The 19,844-nt window shown below is 65.6% G+C and carries 17 protein-coding genes; 10 read left to right on the forward strand and 7 right to left on the reverse strand.

Going from position 1 to position 19,844, the window contains the following annotated elements; translation table 11 throughout:
• Positions 1 to 352 precede the first annotated feature (352 nt).
• From djlA to ACESL5_RS02575, 3 genes are all read left to right on the forward strand, one after another.
• Positions 353 to 1,135 carry a co-chaperone DjlA gene (djlA, locus tag ACESL5_RS02565; RefSeq protein ID WP_372591217.1) on the forward strand — a complete coding sequence of 261 codons (783 nt, stop codon included), beginning with the start codon at positions 353 to 355 and terminating at the stop codon, positions 1,133 to 1,135.
• A gap of 23 nt (positions 1,136 to 1,158) precedes the next feature.
• Complete coding sequence (locus tag ACESL5_RS02570; RefSeq protein WP_372591218.1) at positions 1,159 to 1,611, forward strand: CopD family protein; 453 nt, start codon at positions 1,159 to 1,161, stop codon at positions 1,609 to 1,611.
• A 97-nt stretch (positions 1,612 to 1,708) separates the two neighbouring features.
• Entirely contained in the window at positions 1,709 to 2,752 is a 1,044-nt protein-coding gene (locus ACESL5_RS02575; RefSeq protein ID WP_372591219.1) for a class I fructose-bisphosphate aldolase, read from the forward strand.
• Between the two features lie 80 nt (positions 2,753 to 2,832).
• Here ACESL5_RS02575 and ACESL5_RS02580 read toward each other — a convergent pair whose 3' ends face one another.
• Positions 2,833 to 3,729 carry a DMT family transporter gene (locus ACESL5_RS02580; protein ID WP_372591220.1) on the reverse strand — a complete coding sequence of 299 codons (897 nt, stop codon included), beginning with the start codon at positions 3,727 to 3,729 and terminating at the stop codon, positions 2,833 to 2,835.
• Between the two features lie 143 nt (positions 3,730 to 3,872).
• Between ACESL5_RS02580 and ACESL5_RS02585 the strand changes: the two genes are divergently transcribed.
• A complete protein-coding gene (locus tag ACESL5_RS02585) occupies positions 3,873 to 4,220 on the forward strand; it encodes a 4a-hydroxytetrahydrobiopterin dehydratase (RefSeq protein WP_372591221.1) in 348 nt (115 codons plus the stop codon).
• Between the two features lie 124 nt (positions 4,221 to 4,344).
• Here ACESL5_RS02585 and ACESL5_RS02590 read toward each other — a convergent pair whose 3' ends face one another.
• Positions 4,345 to 4,551 carry a dodecin family protein gene (locus tag ACESL5_RS02590; protein ID WP_372591222.1) on the reverse strand — a complete coding sequence of 69 codons (207 nt, stop codon included), beginning with the start codon at positions 4,549 to 4,551 and terminating at the stop codon, positions 4,345 to 4,347.
• Positions 4,552 to 4,811: 260 nt separating this feature from the next.
• On the opposite strand from ACESL5_RS02590, the gene ACESL5_RS02595 reads away from it, so the two are divergent.
• Both ACESL5_RS02595 and ACESL5_RS02600 read left to right on the forward strand, forming a co-directional pair.
• Entirely contained in the window at positions 4,812 to 5,195 is a 384-nt protein-coding gene (locus ACESL5_RS02595; RefSeq protein ID WP_372591223.1) for a hypothetical protein, read from the forward strand.
• A gap of 37 nt (positions 5,196 to 5,232) precedes the next feature.
• Entirely contained in the window at positions 5,233 to 6,069 is an 837-nt protein-coding gene (locus ACESL5_RS02600; protein WP_372591224.1) for a ZIP family metal transporter, read from the forward strand.
• A 22-nt stretch (positions 6,070 to 6,091) separates the two neighbouring features.
• On the opposite strand, the gene ACESL5_RS02605 is transcribed toward ACESL5_RS02600, so the two are convergent.
• The 3 genes from ACESL5_RS02605 to trpB form a co-directional block, all read right to left on the reverse strand.
• On the reverse strand, positions 6,092 to 6,946 hold the full coding sequence (locus tag ACESL5_RS02605; protein ID WP_372591225.1) for a zinc transporter ZntB: 855 nt from the start codon (positions 6,944 to 6,946) through the stop codon (positions 6,092 to 6,094).
• Positions 6,947 to 7,090: 144 nt separating this feature from the next.
• On the reverse strand, positions 7,091 to 8,302 hold the full coding sequence (gene purT, locus ACESL5_RS02610; protein ID WP_372591226.1) for a formate-dependent phosphoribosylglycinamide formyltransferase: 1,212 nt from the start codon (positions 8,300 to 8,302) through the stop codon (positions 7,091 to 7,093).
• The gene (gene trpB, locus ACESL5_RS02615; protein ID WP_372591227.1) at positions 8,295 to 9,488 is read right to left on the reverse strand and encodes a tryptophan synthase subunit beta; all 1,194 of its coding nucleotides are present in this window, start codon (positions 9,486 to 9,488) and stop codon (positions 8,295 to 8,297) included. The genes purT and trpB overlap by 8 nt, the downstream gene beginning before the upstream one ends.
• A 303-nt stretch (positions 9,489 to 9,791) precedes the next feature.
• Between trpB and ACESL5_RS02620 the strand changes: the two genes are divergently transcribed.
• The 3 genes from ACESL5_RS02620 (at position 9,792) to ACESL5_RS02630 (ending at position 15,173) form a co-directional block, all read left to right on the forward strand.
• Positions 9,792 to 12,164 carry a diguanylate cyclase domain-containing protein gene (locus ACESL5_RS02620; RefSeq protein WP_372591228.1) on the forward strand — a complete coding sequence of 791 codons (2,373 nt, stop codon included), beginning with the start codon at positions 9,792 to 9,794 and terminating at the stop codon, positions 12,162 to 12,164.
• Positions 12,165 to 12,245: 81 nt separating this feature from the next.
• Positions 12,246 to 14,249: a protein-L-isoaspartate(D-aspartate) O-methyltransferase gene (locus ACESL5_RS02625; protein ID WP_372591229.1), complete on the forward strand. Its 2,004-nt coding sequence runs from the start codon at positions 12,246 to 12,248 to the stop codon at positions 14,247 to 14,249.
• Between the two features lie 39 nt (positions 14,250 to 14,288).
• The gene (locus ACESL5_RS02630; protein ID WP_372591230.1) at positions 14,289 to 15,173 is read left to right on the forward strand and encodes an ABC transporter substrate-binding protein; all 885 of its coding nucleotides are present in this window, start codon (positions 14,289 to 14,291) and stop codon (positions 15,171 to 15,173) included.
• A gap of 25 nt (positions 15,174 to 15,198) precedes the next feature.
• Here the strand turns inward: ACESL5_RS02630 and ACESL5_RS02635 are convergent, their stop codons facing one another.
• Positions 15,199 to 16,653 (reverse strand): phospholipase D family protein, encoded by a 1,455-nt coding sequence (locus ACESL5_RS02635; RefSeq protein ID WP_372591231.1) that lies wholly within the window; start codon positions 16,651 to 16,653, stop codon positions 15,199 to 15,201.
• A 323-nt stretch (positions 16,654 to 16,976) separates the two neighbouring features.
• Here ACESL5_RS02635 and katG point away from each other — a divergent pair, with 323 nt between their 5' ends.
• Positions 16,977 to 19,199 (forward strand): catalase/peroxidase HPI, encoded by a 2,223-nt coding sequence (gene katG, locus ACESL5_RS02640; RefSeq protein WP_372591232.1) that lies wholly within the window; start codon positions 16,977 to 16,979, stop codon positions 19,197 to 19,199.
• 260 nt (positions 19,200 to 19,459) lie between these two features.
• On the opposite strand, the gene ACESL5_RS02645 is transcribed toward katG, so the two are convergent.
• A partial coding sequence (locus tag ACESL5_RS02645; RefSeq protein WP_372591233.1) for a hypothetical protein occupies positions 19,460 to 19,844 on the reverse strand: 385 nt, incomplete at its 5' end.

Below are 19,844 nucleotides of genomic sequence, written 5' to 3' on the forward strand. Positions count from 1 at the left end.
GTCAGGGCGAAGATCCCGGCCCCGATCATGACCCCGGTGCCAAGCGCGACGGCTCCCACCAGGCTCAGGCTGTTTTCACGATAGTTCGGAGTGCGATCGTCGTGTTCCGTCATGGGACCCCCGGGTCAGCGGTTGCGAGACATGCGACCGGGGTCAGTCGCTGCACGGGTTTCTACCCAGATCCTAGGCTCCGGGATGCCGTCTGTCGTCGTTCGGCGCTGGCCAGCATGGCGAGCGATGCCGCTCGGCGGCTCAGGAGGCGGAGCGAATCCGGCGCCATCCTGTGAATGGAGCGACCGTCGCGCCGCGGTTTTTGGCAAACTGCAAGGCAGATGCATTGACGGGGAGTCGCATGTCCTGGATTGGAAAAGTGGTGGGGGCCGGGCTCGGCTTCTGGATGTTCGGCTGGATCGGCGGCGGGGTCGGTTTGATCCTCGGTCATTTTCTCGACCGGTTCCTGGGCCGCGTCAAGCGGGTTGGCGGGCAATTGCTGCAGGTACAGAAGAGCTTCTTCGACACCACCTTCACTACCCTCGGGTTCGTCAGCAAGGCGGACGGGCGGGTCAGCGAGGCCGAGATCCGCGCCACCGAGGCGGTGATGACGCAGATGCGCCTGACGAAGGCCCGGCGGCGCGAGGCCATCCGGGCCTTCAATCGTGGCAAGGCATCCGGGTTCGACCCCGACGCGACCATCCGGCGTTTCGTGCAGGTGTGCGGGAGCCAACCGACCCTGCTGCGCGTCTTCCTCGAGATCCAGATCCAGGTGGCCTTCGCCGACGGTCGGGTCGATCCGGCGGAGCGGGAAGCCCTGCTGCGAATCGCGCAGGCCTTGGGTGTTTCCGAGACCGACTTTGCCCGCCTTGAGGCCCTGCTTGCCGGTCATTACCAGCACGGCCCGGGGGCGCCGACGACCGCCGAGGCGCTGGAGAATGCGTACCGTGCGCTCGGCGTGGAGAAGACCGCCAGTGACGCCGAGGTCAAACGCGCCTACCGTAAGCTGATGAGCGAACATCATCCGGACAAGCTGATCGCCAAGGGGCTGCCGGATTCCATGGTGGAACTGGCCAAGGAGCGCACCCAGGAAATCCAGAAGGCCTACGAAACCGTGACCCGTTCGCGACAGACGAGCCGTTGATCCAGTAGGGGGTAAATGACGTGATGACCGGATTGCTCAAGGTGATTCATCTGCTCTCGGCGGTGTTGTGGATCGGTGGGGTGTTTTATGCCTACGTGATCCTCCGCCCGTCGGTGGGATTTCTTTCGGGTCCGGACCGGGTCACGCTATGGGATCGCGTGTTCACCCGGTTCTTTCGCTGGGTCTGGGTGCTGATTGCCGTCTTGCTGGTCAGCGGCTACGGGTTGTTGTTCTCGGCCTTCGGCGGCTTCGCCTCGCCGGGTTACCTGCACGGGATGCAGCTTTTCGGCTGGCTGACGATCATTGCGTTTGCAGTGCTGGCCTTCGGTCCGTATCGGCAGCTTCACGCCGCAGTCGCGGCCGAGGACTGGCAGCGCGGCGGCGAGGCGATCCCGCGGATCCGTCGGCTGGTGCACGTCATCCTGTGGCTTGGAGTGATCAGCATCGTCATCGGCGGGGGCGGGGCGTACCTGTAGCGGTTTGAAACCCCACCGGTCGAGAGACTATGGTCATGGGCGTTCCTTTGCCTAATCCATCGATACGATTTCAAACATGGAATCAAGGAGTTCGCGCATGACAACCTATCGTCCCGAGAAGGCCGACGAACTGATCCAGACCGCCAGGGCGATGGTCGCCCCGGGCAAGGGGATTCTCGCCATCGACGAGAGCAACGGCACCTGCAACAAGCGGTTCGAGGCGGTGGGCATCGACCCGTCCGAGGAAAAGCGCCGCCAGTACCGGGAACTGCTGCTTACCACTCCCGATCTGGAGACATACGTCAGCGGTGCGATCCTCTACGACGAGACCATCCGTCAGTCGACGGCCGATGGCAAGTCGTTCATCGACGTGATGCGCGAGCGTGGGCAGGTCGTCGGCATCAAGGTGGATACCGGCGCCAAGCCGCTGGCCGGCTCGGACGGCGAGAAGGTCACCGAGGGCCTCGACGGCCTGCGCGAGCGGATCGCCGAGTACTACGGGATGGGCGCCCGCTTCGCCAAGTGGCGCGCGGTGATCACCATCGGCCGAGACGGTCGTCCGACCCGAGGCTGCATCGAGGCCAACGCCCACGCGCTGGCCCGCTACGCCGCGCTGTGCCAGGAAGGTGGGCTGGTGCCGATCATCGAGCCGGAGGTGCTGATCGACGGTGATCACGACATCGACACCTGCGAGCGCGTTACCGAGGAGGAGCTCAACGAGGTCTTCCGACAGCTCTATCACCAGAACGTCATGCTCGAGGGCGTGATCCTCAAGACCAGCATGGTGATCTCCGGCAAGGACGCGGCCAGTCGTGCCGGCGTCGAGGAAGTGGCCGATCGCACCGTCGAGACCCTGCTCCGCACCGTGCCGGCCGCCCTGGGGGGCGTGGTGTTCCTGTCCGGCGGACAGGGCGTGGAGGAGTCCACCGCCCACCTCAACGCCATGCACCAGCGTCATGGCGACCGGCTGCCCTGGCCGCTGACCTTTTCCTATGCCCGCGCCATCCAGGGCCCGGCCCTCGGTTACTGGAAGGGCGAGTCGGCGAATGCCGAGGAAGCGCAGAAACGGGCCTTCAAGCGGGCGAAGTTCAACGGGCTGGCCAGCGAGGGCAAGTACAGCGCCGACATGGAAAGCGCCTGACACGAGCCCTTCGGTATCGCGAGAAGATCCCGCCGACCCGGCGGGATTTTTTTGTTACCGAACCTTGACCGGATGAGGGCTCACGGGTGGGCATCCACCGGCCGTTCGCGCACGACGACCAGCCCGGAGGCGATGATGACCAGTCCGCCGAGGATGGTGAAGGCATCCGGCCACTCGGCGAACACCAGCCAGCCGAGCAGGGTCGCGCCGAAGATCTCGAGATACTGCAGGGGCGCGAGCAGGCTGGCATCACTGCGGGCGAATGCCATGGCGATCAGCACGTGGGCGAAGGCGGCCAGCCCACCGGCCGCGGCGAGCCAGAACCACTGTGCCCCAACGGGAGTCTGCCATGCCGCGATGGTCCAGTCGTCGGACTGGCCGATCAGCAAAAAGGCGCTCATGACGAGGCCTGCGGCGATGCCTACCCAGAGTTGCAGAGCCAGGGCGTCACGCGGTTTCGGCGTGCGGATGCGGGCGCGGGTCACCGTAAGGTAGGCGGCGAAACAGGTGGCCGCCGCGATCGGAAGCAGTGACGCGGTGCCGTAGGCGCTCCAGTTCGGCCGCAGGATCACCAGCGCCCCGACAAGCCCCCCGATGACGCCGATCCAGCGGCGGGTGGTGATGCGTTCGCCGAGGAAGACCGCGGAGAAGACCACGAGGATCAAGGGTTCGATGAAGAACAGCGCGATGTTGTTGGCCAGCGGTAGGTGCGCCAGTCCCCAGAACAGGAACAGGATCGCGCCGGCGATCAGCATCCCCAGCCAGAGGTGGACTCCGGTGGGGCGGCCGAGATGACGGTAGAGACCCAGCAGGGGCAGCAGGAACAGGGTCTGGTAGACGAAGCGGAACCAGGCGATCTCGCCCACCGACAGGCTGGTTGAAAGCCATTTGGCGATGGTGTCAGCCATCGGGATGCTCAACACGGCAACGGCCATCAGGATCAGGCCCTGGCGACGGTGGAGGTCAAGCTCGTTCATGGTGCACCCGGGGTGACGTGTGACTAGATAGGTAGCTAACCAACCTAACATGCCCGGTCAGGCGAGGACAGTGCTCGACGCCGGCCTTTCCCCTGTCTAAGCTCGGCACACGTTCACCGCTGCGAGAAGAAGAGGAACAGGACATGACCGGACTGGCAAGCGACCACTGCGAGGCCTGCCGGGCCGACGCCCCCCGACTGGACGACAACCAGATCACCGCCCTGCAGAAGGAGATCGCTGACGGCTGGCAGGTGATCACGCGGGACGGCGTTCGACAGCTCGAGCGGGTGTTCGGGTTCGACAATTTCGCCGATGCGCTGGCGTTTACCAATCGCGTCGGCGAGATGGCCGAGGAGGAGGGCCATCACCCGGCATTGCTCACCGAGTGGGGTCGGGTGACGGTCACCTGGTGGAGTCACAAGATCCGCGGGCTGCACCGCAACGACTTCGTCATGGCCGCCCGGACCGACAAGCTGGCCGCGGAGCACTGAGCTGGGCCCGTACCTGGCCGAAAGCGGCAAGGGCAATTGGTGGCGGAGTGCGGTTCGCGGGCGCTCGAATGGGATCGAGTGGTGGATGACGTGAAGGAAAGCCGGCCCGTGAGGCCGGCCCGGCTTACTTGAGCTGAAAGGTGATCTTCGCGTTGATGCGGTACTGGACGATGCGGTCGTTCTCGACCTTCGCCTCGAAGTTCTTGATGTAGACGGACTTGATGTTGTCCACGGTCCGGCCAGCCCGCTGGATGGCCTGGTTGGCGGCATCTTCCCAGGACGTCTCGGATTCGGCCAGCACCTCGATTACCTTCAGTACATGCTCACTCATGGCATTCCCTCCTGAATCGGTTCACATTCAATCGCCTGTTGCACGATCGAGTGTAGACGGCGCCCCCGGGGTGTGCCTGCCAAGGATGCGGTAACATCCTGATGTGCAATCGCTTGCCTCGATTGGACCACCGTCGTCCCACGCGGTCTGTCATTCCTGCCATGATTACTGGTGGACGGTGAACCAAGCGAAGGAACCGGGCCGGTCGCAGGGACCAGTGAACCGCGGGTACCGCGCGGCAGAACGTCAGGAGTCGTCTCATGGAAGTCACCACGCTTATCGCCCGCATCATCGCGATTGCTTATCTGGCCTTTGCCGTGGGCCTGCTGCTCAATCGGCACCACTACGAGAACCTGCTCGACGAGTTGTATCGCAATACGGCGAGCACCTACCTTTCCGGCTTTCTCGCCCTGGTTTTCGGGATGCTGATCATCCACTTCCACAATCGCTGGCAGGTCGACTGGTACGTTCTGGTAACGCTGGCCGGGTGGCTGGCCCTGATCAAGGGCGTGGTGCTGATCGCCGTGCCGCGACAGGTTGTCGCATTCACCCGGCGTGTCTACCGCGGGCCGGTCGTGGTCGGCTATCCCTGGGCGATCGGGTTGCTGGGCTTGCTGTTCGCCTACGTCGGGTTCGTCCGGTAGCCCGGTTTTCCCCTGACACACGGAGCTCGGAACGGCGTTGATCATCGAGACCCTCGACAATCTCATCGAGGCCTTCGTCACGGCCTCTCCCATCACCCAGGCGTTGGTGGCGACCCTGTTTACCTGGGGGATGACCGCCGCCGGCGCCTTGCCCGTGTTCTTCACGGATCGGGAGAATCGCCGACTGCTGGACATCCTGCTGGGGTTTACCGGTGGGGTGATGATCGCGGCGAGTTACTGGTCGCTGCTCGCCCCGTCGATCGAGATGGCGGGCGATCTGGCCGTTCCCGCCTGGTTTCCCGCCGCGGTCGGTTTCCTGCTCGGGGCGGTCTTCCTGCGCCTGGCCGACGTCATCCTGCCCCACTTGCACCTCAATGCCCCGATGGAGGAGGCCGAAGGGGTTTCGACCCAGTGGCGACGTACGACCCTGCTGGTGCTGGCCATCACCCTGCACAACATTCCCGAGGGGTTGGCCATCGGGGTGGCCTTCGGCGCACTGGCCTACGGCTTCGACAACGCCAGCCTCGGTGCCGCCGTGGCGCTCGCCATCGGCATCGGCATCCAGAACTTCCCGGAAGGCATGGCGGTGGCCATGCCGCTGCGTCGGGAGGGAATGGGTAAGTTCAAAAGCTTCTGGTACGGCCAGCTATCCGGCGTGGTCGAGCCGATCGCGGGGGTGATCGGCGCGGCGGCCGTGCTGTTCTGGGAGCCGATCCTGCCCTATGCGCTGGCCTTCGCTGCTGGCGCAATGATCTTTGTCGTCGTCGAGGAGGTCATTCCCGAGGCCCAGCGCAGCGGCAACGCGGATTCTGCCACCATGGGGCTGATGGGCGGTTTCGTCGTGATGATGGTGCTGGACGTGGCGCTCGGTTGAGTCATGGGTCCGCTGGGCACTCCTAGAACCAGCGTCGTCCCCTGAGCCAGACGCCCAGCCCCGCACCGATGGCCAGGATCAGTAGCATGACCCACCAGAAGCCCATGTCCGTTTCCACCCACGGCATGCCGCCGACGTTGATGCCGAACAGTCCCGTGATGAACCCGAGCGGCAGGAAGATGGCCGCGACGATCGAGAGCAGGTACATCCGGGTGTTGAGCTGATCGGACAGCCGGGTCAGCAACTGCTCGTGGATCATGCCGCCGCGTTCGCGGGCCATGTCCAGGTCCTCGACCAGGCGGGTGAGCGCGTCGGCCTGCTCGCGGATGCGGCCGCGGTCGAGATCGGCCAGTAGCGGGCGGTTGATGGTCGACAGGCGGGCCAGGGCGTCACGCTGCGGGGCGAGGTAGCGGCGGATGACGATGATGGTTCGACGGATCTGTCCGATCCGGTCCCGCAACTCCCGGTCCGCTCCATCCAGCAGGGCCGCCTCGAGCTCGTCCACTTCTTCCTCGATCGACTCGATCAGCTCGTCTGTGCGTTCGGCCAGCCCCTCGATCAGCTCCATCAGCAGTTCGGCCAACGTCGCCGGCCCCGTGCCTTCCTCGAGCCGGCGAGCCAGTTCGTCGACGGTGCGCAGGGGGTAGCGCGAGGTGCTGATCAACTGCTCCCCGTCGAACCAGAGGCGCAGCGAGATCATGTCCTCGGGGCGCTTGCCCGCGTTGAGGTTCACGCCGCGGACTATCAGGAGCAGGCCGTTGTCGTGCTCCACCACCCGAGGGCGTGTGTCCTCGGCCAGCAGGCTGTCGGCAACCAGTTCGTCCACGCCGGACTCGGTCTCGAGCCAGGCCCGGTCGTCCGCGTCGTCCCAGTTCAAGCGGGACCATGTCCCGACCGGCTTCCGCTGTGGCCCGGTCCGTCCGCCACTGCCGTCCAGTCGGATGCTCTGGCGTGTGTTCATCGGCGCATGCCCTCTGTCCTCGATGTTCCCGGAGTATGGTTCACGAGCCAGGGTCCGTTCTCATGACTTCAGGCGTATCGATCCGGCCGCGCGGCGGGCGCATTCACGCGCCGCCTCGATGGTCTCTCCCCGCGCCAGCGCGACGCCGAGTCGGCGCTTGCCATGAATGAACGGTTTGCCGAACAGGCGGAACTGGGTGTCCGGCTCGGCCAGTGCCGCGGCCAGCCCGGTGATCGTCGGCTGGTCGGTCTCCCCCTCGCGTACGACCGCACAGGACGCGGCCGGCCCGAGCTGGCGGACGGCAGGGATCGGCAACCCCGTCATGGCGCGCAGGTGCAGGGCGAACTCGGAGAGGTCCTGGGAGACGAGCGTCACCAGCCCCGTGTCGTGTGGCCGCGGGGAGACCTCGCTGAACCAGACCTGGTCGTCCTTGACGAACAGCTCGACGCCGAAGATGCCGTATCCCCCCAGTTCCTCGACGATGGCACGGGCGGTTTCGCCGGCCCGCGCCAGGGCCGTCTCGCTCATCGGGTGCGGTTGCCAGCTCTCGCGGTAGTCCCCGTCGACCTGGGTGTGACCGATCGGCGGACAGAGGGTGATGCCGTCGCGGTGACGGATCGTCAGCATGGTGATCTCGTAGTCGAAGTCGATGAACGACTCGACGATCACGCGTCCGCGCCCGGCACGACCGCCGGCCTGGGCGTACTCCCAGGCCGGCGTGGCCTCGGCGGGTTCCCGGACCAGCGACTGGCCCTTGCCCGACGAGCTCATCACCGGCTTGACCACGCAGGGCAGGCCGATGGAATCGATCGCCGCCCGGTACTGTTCTTCGGTCTCGGCGAAGGCGAAGCGGCTGGTGGGCAGGTCGAGCGTGTCGGCGGCCAGTCGACGGATTCCCTCGCGGTCCATGGTCAGGCGCGCGGCGCGCGCGTTGGGCGTGACGACAAAGCCCTCGGTCTCGAGCTCGACCAGGGTGGCGGTCGCGATCGCCTCGATCTCCGGGACGATCAGCGCAGGGTTCTCCTGGATGATCACGCTTCTCAAGGCGGCCCCGTCGAGCATGTCGATCACGTGGGACCGGTGGGCGACCTGCATGGCAGGGGCATTGGTGTAGCGGTCGACCGCGATCACCTCGATGCCGAGGCGCTGGGCCTCGATGGCGACCTCCTTGCCCAGTTCGCCGGAGCCGAGCAGCAGGATCCGGAGTGCCGTGGGCGACCCCGGCGGTCCGATGGCTGCCGCGCGTGTCTCGATGTCGCCACGCTCAGCCATGACCGAAGTTCTCCGTGACGTAGTCGATGTCCTTGTCGCCACGGCCCGAGAGGTTGGCGAGGATGGTGGTGCCGGGGTTCTCGCGACCGAACTTCATCGCCCAGGCGATCGCATGGGCGGACTCCAGAGCCGGGATGATGCCCTCGCGCCGCGAGATCTTGTAGAAGGCGTCCAACGTTTCGTCGTCGCTGATCGCGTGGTAGTTCACCCGGCCGGAGGTCTTGAGGTACGAGTGCTCCGGTCCCACGCCGGGGTAGTCCAGCCCCGAGGCGATCGAGTGCACCGGTGCCGGGTTGCCTTCCTCGTCAGCCAGCAGCAGGCACTTGAAGCCGTGGATCATCCCCGGCTTGCCGAAGGTCATGGTGGCCGAGTGCTGGCCGATTTCGGTTCCCTTGCCCAGCGGCTCGATGCCGTGCAGTTGCACGTCGTCATCGTCGATGAAACCCGAGAACAGCCCGAGCGCGTTGGACCCGCCACCGACGCAGGCGGTGACGTGGTCCGGCAACTCGCCCGTCATCTCCAGGTACTGCTCGCGCGCCTCAATGCCCATCACTGACTGGAAGTTGCGCACCATCTTGGGGAACGGATGCGGGCCGACCACCGAGCCGATTGCGAAAATCGCCTCGTCGGCCTGCGAGAGGTAGCTCTGGAAGGCCGAATCGACCGCTTCCTTGAGGCTCCTGCCGCCGAAGCCCACCGGCACCACGTTGGCCCCGAGAAGCTTCATGCGCGTGACGTTGGGTGCTTCCTTGGCGATGTCGATCTCGCCCATGTGGATCTCGCATTCCATGCCGAAGTAGGCCGCCGCGGTCGCCAAAGCCACGCCGTGCTGGCCGGCGCCGGTCTCGGCGATCAGCTTTTTCTTGCCCATGTGCTTGGCCAGCAGTGCCTCGCCCATGCAGTGGTTGAGCTTGTGCGCGCCCGAGTGGTTGAGATCCTCGCGCTTGAAATAGATGTGGGCGCCGACATCGGCGCTGAGATTGTGCGCGTAGTAGACCGGGGTGGGGCGTCCCTGGTAATGCTTGCGGATGTAGCGCAACTCGTTGAGGAAGTCGGCCGAGCGCATCAGCCGAAGGTAGGCGCGATTGATCTCGGCGAAGTGGGGTTCGAGCTCGGGCGGGAGGAAAGCGCCCCCGAATTCACCGAAGTAGCCTTCTTCGTTGGGAAAATCCTTGAGGTACGACATCGAGTGTTCTGCCTTTCCTGTGTTCTGTCCGGGGTGGATGAAGGTTGGCCGCGGTATCCAGACGGCATGCGGCATGATCCAATGCTCGGACGGCCTTGCCAAGCCCACGGTGGCCGATCGGCCCGTCGGTCCGATGTCGCGTGTGGTGCTCGCCCTGTATTTTTCGGCCCAGTCGGTCATAGTGAAGGAAAGCCACATCGCCGGCCCCGGACCATGGTCTAGACTTCACTGCAAGTGGCTGTCCCGCTGCCGGCGCAACGTTCGAGAGCCCACGGGAATCGGGCGGCATTTCCAAGGAGATCGATGGTTCTGAATTTTTCTGTTCCCGGCGTCTACCTGCGTCACACGCTGGTCGCCATCACCCTGCTGCTCGGTTTTCTGGCGCTGGCCTGGAGTTTCGTCGACTCCTACCGCGATCTCCAGCGCTCGCTGGCCAAGGAGGCGCTGGGGCACCTGGAGATGGAGTACGAACTGATCCAGACCTACCAGGGGAACCTTGCCCGCCAGGTGGTCGATGACAATTTCCGGAACCCCGAGGTGCTTTCGCTGCTGGCACGCGCCGCAGAGACATCGGATGCCGAGGAGCTGGCAGGCATCCGTGACGACCTCTACCTTCAGCTCTTGCCGGTCTACGAGCGGATGAAGCGCAACGGATTCTGCCAGCTTCATTTCCACCTCCCCGATGCGGTCAGCTTCCTGCGATTTCACCGGCCGGGCATGCACGGCGACAGTCTCTGGGACGTGCGCGAGGGACTGCGTCTGGCCCATTCGACGCGGACGGCCGTCTCCGGCTTCGAGGAGGGCCGGATCGTCAACGGCTTCCGTCACATCTTCCCGCTGGAACACGAGGGGCGGTTTGTCGGGACGGTAGAGGCGTCGTTCTCCTTCATGACCTATCTCATGCACCACGTCGGGCTGGACCACGGCCTTTACCGGCTGCTGATAAGCGACGAACTGGTTGAGTCGAAGGTGTGGCCGGAGGAAAAGCAGCGTAATTACGGCTCGGCGCCGTTTCATCCCGGGTTTGCCCGCGATTTGCGCGTGGATCCCTTCGCTCACCCGGAATTGTTGCCCCCGGGTGACTGGTCGAAGGAACGAGTCGAGCGACTCGACGCCGCGGTAGCCGAGTCGGTGCGGCATCGAATGCCCGAATGGCAGCCCTTCTCGGTGGTCACGCGCACGCCCGCACCGGTGATCATCTCCTTCATGCCCATCGAGACGATCGCCGACCGCCCCGGTGGCTACATCCTGCGCTACTACGAGGTGCCGGAAATCGCGCGCGCCTGGTCGTTTCTCTGGTGGAAGCTGTTGGTAGCTTCGGTGCTGCTGTTGCTCGTGTTCGCCGTTCTGGCCGTGCTGTATCGCCGGGAACGCCGTGGGGCACAGCTCCGCGAGTACCTGCTGAACGACCTGCGAGAGGAACACGACAACCTCGAGCGGGCCCAGGACATCGCTCACATCGGTAACTGGGTATCGGATGCGCGCACCGGCCGCATCACCTGGTCCGACGGCATCTACGCCATTTTCGGCTACTCGCCCGGCGACTTCAGGCCCACCCACGAGCGGTTCATGGAAGCCGTCCACCCGGATGATCGTGCGCGGGTGGAAGAGGCCGTGAGCCATTCCTTTCGCACGGGCGATCCCTACGAAATCGAGCACCGCATCGTCCGGCCCGACGGTGAGATTCGCCACGTGCTCGAGCGCGGCATGATGGAGATGGACGACGCCGGGACACTCGTGCGCATGATCGGTACCGTCCAGGATGTCACCGAGCTCCGGCGGTTCGAGGAAACGCGCATGGAGGCCGCGGCGATCATCGAGTCGACGCACGAGGCGATCTTCGTTGCCGATGCGACAGGCCGGATCGTGCGAACCAATGCCTCCTTCCAGCGGGAGGCCGGCCTGGATGTCGACGAACTGCAGGGCAGGAGGGCCGAAAGCCTGTTCGAGCGGTCGGACGATCGTCGCGGAGACGACTTTGCCGTGGCCTGGGCAAAGGCGCAGGACCAGGGGGCCTGGGAAGGCGAGCTCACGCTTGTCGGTCGCAGTGGTCGCCGTGTGCCGGTGCTGCTGTCGCTGACCTCGCTAACCCTGGACTGGGGTGAGCGACGGATCGTGGGTCTGTTCTCGGACATCTCCGGCATCTACGCCCGGGAGCAGTTGATGTGGCACAAGGCCCACCATGACCCGTTGACCGGTGCGGCCAACCGCGTCCTGTTCCGTGAGCGCCTGACCCGGGCCATCGCCGAGGCCGAACGTCACGAGGAACTGGTCGGCGTTCTGTACGTCGATCTCGACGGCTTCAAGCCGGTCAACGACAACTACGGGCACGAGGCGGGTGACGAGGTGCTGCGCACGGTGGTCAGGCGTCTCAACGAGGCCACCCGCGAGACGGACACGGTGGCTCGACTGGGCGGTGACGAGATGGCCGTGCTGCTGGTTCGCCCGGCGACGCTCGAGGACGTCGAGCGGGTGGCGGAAAAGCTCAGGGAGGCGATCGCCCGTCCGATCGACTGGGGGAGCGATTCCATCCGCACCTCGGCGAGCATCGGCGTGGCCATCCATCCCAGGGACGGCGCGAATGCCGATGAACTGCTCCGGGTCGCCGACGAGGCGATGTACCGGGAGAAACGCCGCCATCGCGCGGCTTCCCGGACGTCGTCCGGAACATCCTGACCCTGCGAGTACTTCCTGCCATCGTCGGCTGAGCCATCTATCCTTCTCCTCTGAGCGAAACAGGCAGCGGAGGACATGGGAATGGAGAGCTCCGACTTCGCGGCACGCCGCGAATCGATGATCGACTGCCAGGTTCGTGGACGGGGCATCACCTCGCCACGGGTCCTGGATGCCCTTCGCCAGGTCCGACGCGAGCGGTTCGTCCCCCCCGAACTGCGGGAATTCGCCTACGAGGACACGGGCCTGCCCATCGCCGCCGGCCAGACCATCACCCAGCCGTGGATCGTGGCGATGATGATCGATGCGCTCGATCTATCCGGTGGCGAGCGCGTGCTGGACGTGGGCACCGGGTCCGGTTACGCCGCCGCCGTGCTCGCTCGGATCGCCGACCGGGTCTACAGCGTCGAGCGGATTGCCGAACTGGCCGGGCTGGCGGGTCAGGCGCTGAAGGGAGAGGGAATCGACAACGTCGAGATCCGCGTGGACGACGGCAGCCGCGGGTGGCCGGAGAAGGCCCCGTTCGACGCCATTCTGGTGGCCGCTGCGGCCCAGGCTGTCCCGGAGTCGCTCAAGCGCCAGCTGGCCATCGGCGGGCGCCTGGTTATGCCCGTGGGCGACGACCCGGAAGCGCAGGAACTGGTGCTCGTCACGCGGCTGACCGACGAGGAGTTCGACAGCCGGGACCTGGCCGACGTGGGTTTTGTCCCGCTTCTGGGCGAGGAGGGCTGGCAGTCGGCCGAGCCCCGTCGCCAGCGTGGCTTCGGTCGATGGCGTGTCTCCGACGCCGACCGGCGGCTGGCCGACGGGATCGTCGCGGCAGCGGAACGGTTCGAATCGATCGACGACCTGCCGCTCGATGGCCTTCTGTCGCGCATCGGCGACCGCCGGATCGTTCTGCTCGGCGAGGCCTCCCACGGGACCTCCGAGTTCTACCGCGCGCGCCAACGTATCACGCAGGCGCTGATCGAGGAGAAGGGCTTCGATTTCGTCGCCATCGAGGGTGACTGGCCGGACGCGGCCCGGATCGATCACTACGTGCGTCACGCCGAATACCCGCCCTCGGAGTGGACGGCCTTTGCCCGCTTTCCGGTCTGGATGTGGCGCAACGAGGAGGTACGCGGCTTCGTCGACTGGCTGCGTGCGCACAATGCCGAACTCGACCCGGAGCGGCGGGTGGCCTTCCACGGGCTCGACCTCTACAGCCTGTACAACTCCATCCGTGCGGTACTCGACTACCTGGACGAGGTTGACCCCGCCGTCGCCGAGGTGGCGCGTGAACGATACGGCTGCCTCGTGCCGTTCCAGACCGACCCGGCCACCTATGCCCGGGCGGCGCTCCACCCGGATTACGAGACCTGCGAGGAGCCGGTGCTGGCCATGCTTAGGGACATGCAATCCCGTCACCAGGAATACGCCGAGCACGATGGCGAGCGTTTCCTGGATGCCATGCAGAACGCCCGGTTGATCGCAAACGCCGAGGAGTACTATCGCACGATGTTCTACGGGTCGCGTAGCGCCTGGAACATGCGTGACACGCACATGTTCGCGACACTGGAGAACCTTCTCCGGCACCACGGTGAAGGCAGTCGCTGCGTGGTCTGGGCGCACAACTCGCACGTGGGTGACTCCGAGGCGACCGACATGTCCCGCCGGGGCGAGTTCAATATCGGGCGGCTGTGTCGTGCCCGGTTCGGCGACCAGGTCTATTCGGTCGGATTCGGTACCGATGCCGGGACGGTGGCCGCGGCGTCGAACTGGGACGAGCCCATGGAAATCAAGGAGGTGCGGCCATCACTTCAGGGAAGCTATGAGCGTCTCTGCCACGACACCGGCTTGACCGCTTTCCTCTTGCCGCTGAGCGATGCCACCAATCCGGAGGTCCGACGTGGCTTGCTAGTGGAGCGACTCGAACGGGCCATCGGCGTGATCTATCGTCCGGAGAGCGAACGGCAGAGTCACTATTTCCATGCCGCTCTGCCGCGACAGTTCGACGAGTACATCTGGTTCGACCGGACACGGGCCGTTCGCCCCATGGAGAGTGTGGCTCTGGCAGGGATGCCCGACACCTATCCCTTCGGCCTGTGACAGGCGACCGAGCACGAATTGACGAGAAAGGAGAGCGACATGAAGCAAATCGACGTGGGCCTGGAGTGGTTTCTCAACCCCGACCACCTGCCGTTCATCACCGGGATCGAAAAGGGCTGGTTCCGCGAGGCCAGTCTGGACGTGCGGCTCGTCGAGCCGGCGGATCACTACGACGGGCTGGCGGCGGTGGCAGAGGGAAAGCTGGCGTTCGCCTGCAACGAGCCGCTGCACATGATCGACGAGCCGCGCCCCGGCCTGCGAGCGCTGGGATGCTTCTTCGAGACCGAAGGCGGGGTGATGCTCACGCCCGATGGCGTGCAGGCCCTCCGGGAGGGGAAGACCATCCGCGTGGCGTCGCCAGTCGCCGGGGAGGTGACCGACGACCTGGCGCGCGAGATCGTGGGCCGCTGGTGCAGCGAGCACAACATGGGATTCGACCCCTCCCAGGTGCAGATCGAGGCGGCCGGTTTCGAGCACCTGAAGAACCTGCAGGCCGGCTTTCACGGCGCCTGGTTATGCTTCGCGAACTTCGAGGGTGTCGAGGCGCGCCACCTGGGGGTGGAGGCGACCTTCATCTCCAGCACCGACGTCGGCCTGCCCAACTTCTCCGCCCTGGAACTGTTCACCGGGGAATCCTTCCAGCGCGAGTACCCCGAGGTGGTCAGCGAGTTCACGCGCATCCTTTCCGAGGGCGCGGAACTGTGTCGGGAGGATCCGGAATCGGCGGCACGGATCTGGTACCGCCATACGGGGGACGAGCGCAGCGAACTGATGGACGCGATCGTGCGGGACACCTGCCGCCGCCTGGTGGCCCCGGTCATCGCCGACCCGGAACGCTGGCGCGAGATGTGGCGCCAGTTCGACCGCATGGGGCTGTCGCAGGTTGACAGGGCCGGCTTCGACGCCCTCTACGAGCCGTACTGAGACCCGGGAATGCCACGCGGGCGGGTCAGAAGGCGGACAGGCCCGTGGCTTCCATCAGGCGGTAGCGCCAGTACCGCCAGGTCGAGTCGTCGGCGAAGGCCTCGAAGGGCAGGCTGTGCAGGGCCTGCCGTCCGTTTCCCCAGCGTGTCTCGAAGAACCGGGTGGCATCGAGCATCGCCGGGTGATCGTCATCGGCCCGCCACTCGACGTTGGTCTCGAGGTTGTAGTTGTCGAGGTTGCGACGGGTGAAATTGGCCGAGCCGAGCAGCAGGGTGGCTCGCCCGCCGGTCTCGCGGTGCAGCAGGATCTTGCTGTGACACTGCTCGCCTTCGGTGTGGCACCAGCGCACCGGGATGCCGGCCCGGTGCAGTTCCATTCCCACCGGCCGGTTGGGAATGCCGTCCTTCTCGCGACCGAAGGCATCGCGGTTGGCGTCGAGCAGGACCCGCAACTTTACGCCTCGCCCGTGTGCGGCGACCAGCGCCTCGATCACCCCGCGATGGGAAAGATAGAACATCGCCAGGTCCAGCATCTCGCCGCGGCGGGCCGACCCGATGCGTTCGATCAGCGCGTCGCGGATGGCGGCCTCGGTGAGGACCCGCAGTTCGCCTTCCCCGTCGTCCTCTACGGGCGGGGCGGGGCTGGTCGTCGGCAGTGAGACCTCGAGGGGCTCGACGCCGGACATCCTCGCGACGGCCGTCTCCGTGTCCAGCAGGTCGGGCACAGCCGGACCGGAAAAACGCAGCGCCACGTTGCCGTGCCGACTGCTGGCGTCGTGCGGGTTCGCCGAGGTCACCAGGCCGACCCAGCGGCCGTCATGGTCGGCGATCACCGTCTTGCGATGATTGGCCTTGACGTTGAGCAGCCGCATCAGGCTGGCCAGCGAGACCTTGCCGTCGCCCAGCGGGTTGGGCAGCCAGCCGTTGCCCGGCTCGGGCTCCATCCAGCGGCAGCACAGTCGCCACAGGCCGGACCACAGCGGATTGGGATCCCGCAGGCGAGTCAGGTCGGTAAGGACGACCTCGATCCCCGCCGCGTCGAGGGCTGCGAGGTGGTCGGGGGCGTGGCTGCCGTAGACGGAGTTGACCGGGTCGGTGATCAGCAGGATGTCCAGGTCCGGGCGCGCGGCCTTGCGTTCCAGCAGTGCCTCCGTGAGTTCCCGGGACAGGGGGCGGTGGTCGTTGCCCGTCTCGCCGGCGAAATCGTTGAACAGGAACATGTCGAGTACGAGAACGTGCTCGGCACCCCGTACCAGCCGGAGGATCTCGTCGAAGATTGCCTGGTCTGTTCGCCGTTCGCCGTCGATCGCGGTGTAGGTCACGTCGGTGAGAAAGGCCACGTCCTCCGCTGGCATCCAGGCGGTGGCCGTGTCCAGCCCCGCGGGCAGCGGCTTGTGCACATGCCAAGCGCCCATGGCCGCCCAGGCCAGCAGGATGAGCAGCAGGAGTGTCCAGAGAACGGGTTTGGGGCGCAGGCGCATCGGAATTCCGGGATGGGTTCTATCCAACCGATGCTACTGCGGCTGGCTTCCTGCCGCCAGTGCAACGGGCGGTCGTCCGGCGTCATCGCTCCGGCCCGGTGATGTAGCGATGGGAGCAAATCAGTCAATCAAACAACGATAGGAACATCCTATTGTTTTTGTTTGTAAAACCAATTTGCAGCTATCGCATCCGTCGCCTAAGTTCGAGAGTCGAGTGGCGGCCTTCTTTCCCCGTTTCCGAGGCGGAACACCACGCTATCAGCAGGGTTCCCCGGAACTGGTCCGAGGACGGTCCCACCGATGACGACAAGAACCTCTAGGAGATGACGATGGGCGAAAACACGGCAGGAAAGTGTCCGGTCATGCACGGTAGCCGAACCCGGATGGGCGGCGGTGGCGGCGGTGCACGGGACTGGTGGCCCGAGCAGCTGAACCTCGGCATTCTGCATCAGCACGGCCCCCAGTCGAACCCGCTTGGCGCGGACTTCGACTACGCCGAGGCGTTCAAGAAACTCGACCTGCGAGCCGTCAAGCAGGATCTTGCCGACCTGATGACCGACTCCAAGGACTGGTGGCCGGCGGACTACGGTCACTACGGGCCCTTCATGATCCGCATGGCCTGGCATTCCGCCGGCACGTATCGCACGGCCGATGGTCGCGGGGGCGCGTCCACCGGCAACCAGCGCTTCGCGCCGATCAACAGCTGGCCCGACAACGCCAACCTGGACAAGGCCCGACGCCTGCTGTGGCCAGTCAAGCAGAAATACGGCAACAAGCTCTCCTGGGCGGATCTCTACATCCTCGCCGGGAACGTGGCGCTGGAGTCCATGGGCCTCGAGACCTTCGGTTTCGGCGGGGGGCGCAAGGATATCTGGGCCCCGGAAGAGGACATCTACTGGGGTGCCGAGGAGGAATGGCTGGCCACCAGCGACAAGCCTCGCAGTCGGTACTCCGGCGACCGCGAACTGGAGAGCCCGCTAGCCGCCGTGCAGATGGGGCTGATCTACGTCAACCCGGAAGGCCCGGACGGCGAACCCGACCCGCTCGCCTCGGCGCGAGACATTCGCGAGACCTTCAAGCGGATGGCGATGAACGACTACGAGACGGTGGCGCTGACTGCCGGCGGTCATACCTTCGGCAAGGTGCACGGGGCGGGTGATGCGGCACTCGTCGGGCCCGAGCCGGAGGCCGCACCCGTCGAGGAGATGGGCCTGGGCTGGAAGAGCAGCTACGGCAGCGGGAAGGGGCGCGACACCATCACCAGTGGGCTGGAGGGCTCGTGGACGCCCACCCCGGTCCAGTGGGACATGACCTATTACGACGTCCTGTTCGGCTACGACTGGGAGCTGACCAAGAGCCCGGCCGGGGCCTGGCAGTGGGTGCCCAGGAACCTGGCTGACAAGGACCACGCCCCCGATGCCGAGGATCCGAACCGCAAGGTGGGCATCATGATGACCACGGCCGACATGGCCATGCGCGAGGACCCGGAGTATCGCAAGATCTCCGAGCACTTCCACAAGAACCCGGCGGAGTTCGCCGACGCCTTCGCCCGGGCCTGGTTCAAGCTCACCCACCGCGACATGGGCCCGAAGGACTGCTATCTCGGCCCGGAAGTCCCGGAAGAGGACCTGATCTGGCAGGACCCGGTGCCGCCCGTCGACCACGTGCTGATCGACGAGCAGGATGCCGAGGAACTCAAGGCGCAGATCCTCGATGCGGGCTTAGGGGTTTCCGAGCTGGTGTACACCGCCTGGTCGTCCGCCTGTACCTACCGCGGCTCCGACAAGCGGGGCGGGGCGAATGGTGCGCGCATTCGCCTGGTCCCGCAGAAGGATTGGGCGGTCAACCAGCCAGAGCAGCTCTCCCGGGTTCTCAAGACCCTCGAGGGTATACAGAAGGAGTTCAACGACGCCCAGTACGGTGGCAAGCGGGTGTCGATGGCGGACCTGATCGTGCTTGGCGGCGCGGCGGCGATCGAGCTGGCGGCCTGGGATGCCGGCCATCCGGTAGAGGTGCCGTTCGCCCCGGGGCGCACCGACGCGACCGACGAACAGACCGACGCCGAATCCTTCGAGCCGCTCGAGCCCGAGGCCGACGGCTTCCGCAACTACCGCCGAGCGAAATTCACCGTCACCGACGAGGAAATGCTGGTCGACCGAGCCCAGCTGCTGGGTCTGACTGCCCCTGAGATGACCGTGCTGGTCGGCGGCATGCGCGTTCTGGATGCCAATTACGGCGACAGCCGGCACGGCGTGTTCACCGATGACCCCGGGGCCCTGACCAACGACTTCTTCGTCAACCTGGTCGACATGAACACCGAATGGCGGCCGAGCGCGACCGAGGAGGACGTGTACGAGGGCCGAGACCACGAGACCGGCGAGCTCAAGTGGACCGGCACCCGCGTGGACCTGATCTTCGGCTCCAACTCCCAGCTCCGAGCCCTGTCCGAGGCCTACGCCCAGGACGATGCGGGAGGGAAGTTCGTGCGGGACTTCGTGGCGGCCTGGAACAAGGTGATGAACGCCGGGCGCTGCGACCTCGACTGACACCGTCCAAAAGTGTGAATCACGACCGGGTGGATTTCCCGGATCTCCCCAACCACCGGCCTGAAAGCCGGTGGTTTCTTTTTGGGTGAGCGGACATCGCACCGAGAACCCTGATGGCATCGAGCCGGTTGCGCTCGTGGCCGGTCTTTTCCCGTTGTGACTGGGCGCGACCGGTATTGAGGGGGCAGGCATCCGGCCGGGCAGATCACGGTGTCAGCCGGCACGGCTCCGGGGCAGCGTGGGTGATCTCGCTGCGAAGACTACCCGGATGGCCGTTGGGACTCGGCGCTATCGGCACCTTGGTCGGAGGGTCGGTCTGACGACTCGACGTCCTTCGTCGGCGTGGCGGCGTTGGTCATCCGCATGACCGCATCGTCATCGTCACGGGCGCTGTCGCTCTCATCGACCTCTACGCCACCATCACGGTAATGATGCAGTTGCTTGCGCAGCTTGCGGGTGTACTTGGCCGCCTTGTAGGTCTGGTCGACGATGCGTCGCACGTGGCTCAGCTCGTCGAGACGGGCGACCATCTGCCGCACCGGCATTCGGTCGTCGGCTCCGGCACGTAGCAGCAGGGCCTTGAGCGACTGGTAGTCGTCGGCGAAATCCTTGATCGCGCGCTTGAGGCGCTTCATCGAGAATTCC

Origin of the sequence: Guyparkeria sp., from assembly GCF_041687595.1 — a bacterium.
GTDB lineage: Bacteria > Pseudomonadota > Gammaproteobacteria > Halothiobacillales > Halothiobacillaceae > Guyparkeria.